Genomic DNA, 5681 nt, shown 5'->3' with positions numbered 1-5681 from the left:
CATCCCCCTGCGCGCGCTGTTCACGGGCGGCGCGCCGGTGCTGCCCCCGCTGGCGCGCCTGCTGGACGCGACCGTGGACGGCGACCCGCACGTGGTCTACGGCAGCAGTGAGGCGGAGCCCATTGCCGGCATCGGCGCGCGCGACATGCTCGCGGCCATGGAGGCGCACCGGGACGATGCGGATCACCCCGGCGGCATCTGCGTGGGTGTGCCGGTGCCGGAGATCGAGCTCCGGCTGCTGCGCCCGCACGACGGGTCGATCGTATTCGATGCCGGCGGATGGGACGCGTGGGAGGTGGCGCCGGGGGAGACGGGCGAAGTGGTGGTGGCCGGCGCGCACGTACTGCCCGGCTACCTGAACGACCCGGAGGCGGAGCGGCAGAACAAGATCCCCGACGGCGCCCGCGTGTGGCACCGCACGGGCGACGCCGCTTGGAGGGACGCGGACGGCCGCCTGTGGCTGATGGGGCGCGTAAAGGAGCGTGTGCGGCGGGACGGCCGCGTGTGGTGGGGCGGCGCCGCGGAGGCGCGTGTGCTGGAGGTGCCCGGCGTACGCCACGCCGCCTACGTCGGGGCCGACGATCCGCGCCTGGGCCAGCGCGCCCTTCTCTGCGTGGAGACGGAGTCCGGGCGGCTGACGGACGCGGAGCGCGCCGCGATCACGGCCGCGCTGGGCCCCTTCCCCGCGGACGAGATCGTCCCGCTTTCCCGCATCCCTCGCGACCCGCGCCACGCCTCCAAGACGGACGTGGGCGCGCTGCGGGAGATGCTGGCATCCAGCACTGTCTAAGTGGGCATCCCAGCCAGGACTGTGATCTGTCTATCTCCGCAACGAGGAGGCAAGGATGGTGAGGGAGATCAGAGTTCGTCGGTCGGGCAGCTCGGTTACGGTTACGCTGCCCAAGGACATGATGGACCGGCTCCGTGTGGAGGCAGGCGACAAGCTGTTTGCCATCGAAACGGAGCACGGAGTTCTGCTGACTCCCTGCGATCCCCGTTTCGAACCCGCGATGCAGGCTTTCGAGGAGGTTCGGGGCCGGTATCGCACGACATTGCGCAAGCTCGCGGATTGACGAGGGCTCTGAGAAATCGTGCGCAAAAAACTCGGCAGCCGCGGGGTCGCTCCCGTGGCTGTCGAGTTCGTTCTGGGCCAACGTCCCGCGCGTCGGGCGCGGCTGTTCCCGATCCGGTCAGGCGAGCAGGTCCTGGAGCTGCGAGCCGGTGTTGTTGCCGCGCTCCCACAGCGTGAAGCTCGTGGACGCGTCCGACCAGCTGGCGCTCTGCTTCGCGTCGCTCAGCGTGCCCGTAAGGTGCGGCGGGCCCAGCATCTCCGTGTAGTCCTGCAGCAGCGTCTCGTAGGACGGGTTCTTGTCGTTGTACGTGAACACGACTTTCTGCACCACCATCGTGTCCGCCACCAGGTCCACGGTGATGGTGGCCGCCTGGCCAAAGGTGCCGGGCTTCATGGTCAGCTCCGTGGAGTGGCTGGGGAGCGGCGGGTCCATGAACTGGCGCACCTCGGGACTCAGTGTCTCGGCGAGCGTGATCTGCTGCCCGGTGCCGACGTCGATCGTGCGGAAGATGGGTTCCTGCGAGGCCATGGAAATTCTATCCGGCTGGTGGGGGACTGGTCCTGCGGACTGCTTGAGGATCGCGTCCCGGGCCGCCCCGCGCAACGGCTTCACGCGGAAATCTGCTCCCGGGACGCGTATCTGCGGCGTCGAGCGGGCGCTCAGCGATCCTTCGACGCCATGTATTTCTCCAGCCCGGCGCGGGCCGTCGCGCGCACCTTGTTGCGGAGCATGGGCGTCCACCCCAGCAGCAGCCCCGCGGGGCCCAGCGCCTGCCGCGCCCACGGCCAGAAGCCGAACCGGTCCGCATGCCGCGCGATGAGGCCGTCGCGAAAGGCGAACTCCGCGTCGATGCGGTTGTGCACGCGCCGCCCCGACGCGCTGAACGTATAGCGGGCCTCCCAGTGCGCGCGGCCCGTCGCGTCGTCCGCGTGCACGTCGCTCCAGGTGACGTCCAGATCCTTTCCGCGCTCCACGAGCATGGCCCACATGGCGCGCGCCTGCGCGCCCCGCAGCTCGCCGAACGCGGGGTCCGTGAACACGACGTCCGGGTGGTAGCACGCGGCCATTCCCGCGGCGTCGCGCGCGGCAAAGGCAGCGTAGAAGCGGTCGATGAGGGCTGCGTTGGGATGCATGCGGGCTCGCGGCGGCGGGAGACGGATGGATGGATGCCGCTACGGTGCCCGTTCGCGCGCGCCGCGTCAAGCATGGCGTGCGGCGCGGGGGATGCGAGGGGAGGGCGAATGACGATCATCCGCCGATAGGGAGGGGAACGATTCGATACCCGGTGACGCCGGACGGGCGCTACTTCGTGGTGCGCGGGCGGCTGTGGCGCTGTTCCGATCCGTCGCTGGCGCCGGAGGAGCGCCAGCGGCTTACGCGCGAGCTCATGCGCGCCCGCTCGCGCGTGGGCGCCGCTCGCCGCGCTGGCGACGCGGACGCCGAGCGGCAGGCGCGCGCGGCCGTGCATGTCGCCAAGGTGGCGCTGGGCGAACGCGGCCCAGCTTGGTGGACCGACGGCGCGCCGGACTACAACCGCCACATGGCCCGCAACACGCCCTACGCCGACTGGTTCGCGGCCCTGCCGGACGCCTAAGCACGCGAGCCGGCGACGCCCCGTGGCGCCGCCGGCTCGCTCGTTCTCCATCCGTCGTCTTACTGGATGCGCAGCCCCAGCCCGAACGCGCCGAAGCGCAGCGTCTCGCCCTGGTAGCGGGGGAGCACGGTGCCGCGCAGGGACGCCACGACCACCAGCCGCGAAAGGATCGGCTTGGCCACGTCCACGCGGCCCTGCAGGCCGAACGCGTCGCCGCCATCCACGGCCTGGTAGTACGCCGGCCCCGCCAGCACCCGCGCCGACGCGCTGGACCCCAGCCGCCGCTGCACGCCCGCCGCCACGCCCAGCGACACGAACGTGGGATACTCCGCGTAGCAGGCGTCGTCGGGCGCCACTACGCAGACATCTTCCATGGCGATGGGCCCGTTGACCGTGCCCGTGAACGCGAGCAGGACGGCGCCGGAACCGGTCTGCACCAGCGGCGTGGCGATGACCCCGTCCAGGGCCGCGCCGCCGCGGTGGATGTACTCGCCGCCGCCGCCCGAGCTCACGCCCACGCCGGCCTCGACCGACGGCCCGATGCGTTGCGCGGTGGCATCGGCGGAAACGAGGGCCACGCACGCGGCCGCGAGGGAAAGCAGGGAGAGTCGCATGATCGGCTCGTGGATGAAGTTGCGGATCGAGGGGATCTGCGGCGGGCTGACGACGGGCGTTTCCATCCGAGAACGCCTGTCGACGCGAATCAGGACGGGTGTCGGATCGGGGGTGGCTGCCCCGTCACGCGAGCAGAGCGCGTTGTTCAAGAGGGTGGCGAGAACACCATCCGCCATCCGCGTCCGTCCTGGAACTTTCCTCCCACGAAAAAGCGTCATCCTCAGGATGACGCATTTGGGGTATGGACGTAGAGCGAGGCTCCCGCCCACCCGCATCATTCTCCTCCCACCGCGAGAGCGTCATCCTGAGGAGCGCCGCGCATTCCCGAACGCACACAGGACCATGGCGCGACGAAGGATCTTGCATCCAATGCACGGGGCCGGCTCTCACGCGATGAGGCCGGCCCCGAGTTTCGCACACAAGATCCTTCGTCGCGCCATCATGTTGCGCCGCATCGAGCCCGCGCGGCGCTCCTCAGGATGACGCATTCCGGCACGGGGCGTAGAGCGAGATTCCCGCAGCGATGCCGTCCGCCCGACATCAACCTCGGAGGCTCAGCCCTTGATGGTCATCAGGGGCGTGAGCTCGGCGACGGGGCGCGCGATGCCGGCGTCCGTCAGCGTCTGCACGATGGGGCCGATGCCCTTGTATGCGTGCGGCGCCTCCTGCTTGATCTCGTCCAGCTTGCGCTCCACGATGTCGCGCCGCTGCCGCACGTCCGGCCGGCGCAGGTCCACCGGCGTCACCACGCGAAAACGCTCCATGAACTCCCGGAACGCCTCGTCGTTGCCCTTGAGCGCGTCGCCGCGCGACAGGCTGCGGCCCGCGCCGTGGCTGGCGCTCAGCAGCGACTCGGCGCTGCCCTGGCCGGCGAGCACAAAGCTGGACGCGCCCATGGAGCCGGGCACCAGCACGGGCTCGCCGTAGTAGGCGAACTCCGTCCCCGCCATCTGCTCCATCCCCCGCGCGGGGCACGCACCCTTGCGGTGGATGACCATCTCCTCGCCGTCCAGCGTCTCGCGCCACAGGAAGTTGTGCGGCGCGTCGTACAGCAGGCGCATGTCCACGTGGTCGCCGCAGACGCGCCGCAGGCCCTGCAGCGCCGCCAGCGCCAGGAAGAGGCGGTTGGCGAAGGCGAAGTTGCCCGCGTTGTTCACGGCATCCCAGAACAGCGACCACTCATCCGCGTACCGCTCGCCCTCCGGCAGCACGAAGATCCCGTTCCCGGGATGCTTGATGCCCTTTGGGTAGATGCGGCGCACCACGTCGCGGTAGTAGCCCCCCCTCTGCGCGCCGATGGAGACGGAGCCCGTGTGCACCATCACCGTCACCATGCCGGGCTTGAGGCCCCACGCGTGCGCCGTGGTGCCGTCCAGGATGGTCTCCACCTTCTGGATCTCGACGAAGTGGTTGCCCCCGCCGATGCTCCCGATCTGGCTGTCGCGGCTCAGCACGCCGGCCTGGCCCATGAAGTCGCCCAGCCCGAACGCCTGCGAGGCCGGCAGGCTGCCGCGCCGGTCCACGCGGCCCAGGTCGCGCGCCTGGTCCGTCTCGTGGTACAGCGACCACAGGCCTTCTGTCAGCGAACGCGGCGTGGCGTCCAGCAGCCCCGTGAGGCCGCCGGTGAACATGGTTTCGCGCTGTTCGCGCGTCATGGGAATGTTGCGGCCGCCCTCGAAGAACAGGTGGCGGAACGCCGTGTCCAGCTCCTCGATGCGGCCCGCCACGTCGTCGGCCTGCAGCGACGTGAGGTGCAGGCGCATGCCGCAGTTGATGTCGTTGCCGATGGTCTGCGGCACGACGAAGCCCCGGGTCGCCAGCACGGTGCCGACGGGAATGCCGCGCGCCTTGTGAAAGTCCGGCGTGACGGCCACCTGTTTGATGACGGGTTCCTGCTCGAAGCTTTCCGGCGAGGCCTCCGCGAACCGCTCCACCGTCTGGTGGATGTCGAGCATCTCGATGAGCTCGGAGACGGCGGCGGGCTCTACCGGCACCTGCTCGTTGGCGAACAGGGTGGCATCGATCCCGTAGGGATTGTCGATGCGCACCCGCGTGGCGTCCACGCGGGTGAGACGTGCGTCCAGGGACATGGCAATACGGGAGAACGTCCGCCCCGGAGGGAGGAAAGGATTGGGCGAACGCGAGGGAGGGAAGATAGGGAACTTCGCCGAAAACGGAAGCGGGGGCGGGAAAAAAGCAACTGATTTTCTCACGCAGAGGGAGCAGAGGCAGCAGAGTACCCCATTGCGGCGCGAAACCGGGGTACTCCGCGCCTCTGCGGCTCTGCGTGAGAATGCAGTTGTGGTTTCAGTCCCCGGAGGGCGGGATGGGTGGGACGTCCTGGCAGAGGATGGGGATGCCCTCCGCCTGCAGCGGCGCCGCGCGACGGTCCAGCCTCG

General features: G+C 70.0%; 7 protein-coding genes. 3 read left to right on the top strand and 4 right to left on the bottom strand.

Translation table 11 applies throughout. From position 1 onward, the window contains the following. Together VFZ20_RS08825 and VFZ20_RS08820 are read left to right on the top strand one after the other, a co-directional pair. The coding region (locus VFZ20_RS08825; RefSeq protein ID WP_329683492.1) for an AMP-binding protein at window positions 1–790 on the top strand (790 nt) is incomplete at its 5' end. 55 nt (window positions 791–845) lie between these two features. Beyond that, window positions 846–1073, top strand: a complete 228-nt coding sequence (locus VFZ20_RS08820) for an AbrB/MazE/SpoVT family DNA-binding domain-containing protein (RefSeq protein WP_329683491.1) — start codon at window positions 846–848, stop codon at window positions 1071–1073. 117 nt (window positions 1074–1190) lie between these two features. Here the strand turns inward: VFZ20_RS08820 and VFZ20_RS08815 are convergent, their stop codons facing one another. Both VFZ20_RS08815 and VFZ20_RS08810 read right to left on the bottom strand, forming a co-directional pair. Further along, entirely contained in the window at window positions 1191–1601 is a 411-nt protein-coding gene (locus VFZ20_RS08815) for a hypothetical protein (RefSeq protein ID WP_329683490.1), read from the bottom strand. A gap of 131 nt (window positions 1602–1732) precedes the next feature. Beyond that, window positions 1733–2206, bottom strand: coding sequence for a nuclear transport factor 2 family protein (locus VFZ20_RS08810; RefSeq protein WP_329683489.1), 474 nt, complete (start codon window positions 2204–2206; stop codon window positions 1733–1735). 140 nt (window positions 2207–2346) lie between these two features. Between VFZ20_RS08810 and VFZ20_RS08805 the strand changes: the two genes are divergently transcribed. Then, entirely contained in the window at window positions 2347–2667 is a 321-nt protein-coding gene (locus tag VFZ20_RS08805; protein ID WP_349264077.1) for a hypothetical protein, read from the top strand. Window positions 2668–2726: 59 nt separating this feature from the next. Here the strand turns inward: VFZ20_RS08805 and VFZ20_RS08800 are convergent, their stop codons facing one another. Both VFZ20_RS08800 and VFZ20_RS08795 read right to left on the bottom strand, forming a co-directional pair. Continuing rightward, complete coding sequence (locus VFZ20_RS08800; protein ID WP_329683487.1) at window positions 2727–3347, bottom strand: hypothetical protein; 621 nt, start codon at window positions 3345–3347, stop codon at window positions 2727–2729. Window positions 3348–3836: 489 nt separating this feature from the next. After that, window positions 3837–5372 carry an RtcB family protein gene (locus VFZ20_RS08795; protein ID WP_329683486.1) on the bottom strand — a complete coding sequence of 512 codons (1536 nt, stop codon included), beginning with the start codon at window positions 5370–5372 and terminating at the stop codon, window positions 3837–3839. Window positions 5373–5681: the final 309 nt, after the last annotated feature.

Origin of the sequence: Longimicrobium sp., assembly GCF_036280135.1 — a bacterium.
GTDB lineage: Bacteria > Gemmatimonadota > Gemmatimonadetes > Longimicrobiales > Longimicrobiaceae > Longimicrobium.
This window is presented reverse-complemented; position numbering and strand designations above follow the sequence as displayed.

What these genes read in the sequence shown, in the direction of transcription:
- VFZ20_RS08820 (WP_329683491.1), top strand. Translation starts at nt 846, where the DNA reads ATGGTGAGGGAGATCAGAGTTCGTCGGTCGGGCAGCTCGGTTACGGTT.
- VFZ20_RS08815 (WP_329683490.1), bottom strand. Translation starts at nt 1,601, where the DNA reads ATGGCCTCGCAGGAACCCATCTTCCGCACGATCGACGTCGGCACCGGG.
- VFZ20_RS08810 (WP_329683489.1), bottom strand. Translation starts at nt 2,206, where the DNA reads ATGCATCCCAACGCAGCCCTCATCGACCGCTTCTACGCTGCCTTTGCC.
- VFZ20_RS08800 (WP_329683487.1), bottom strand. Translation starts at nt 3,347, where the DNA reads ATGGAAACGCCCGTCGTCAGCCCGCCGCAGATCCCCTCGATCCGCAAC.
- VFZ20_RS08795 (WP_329683486.1), bottom strand. Translation starts at nt 5,372, where the DNA reads ATGTCCCTGGACGCACGTCTCACCCGCGTGGACGCCACGCGGGTGCGC.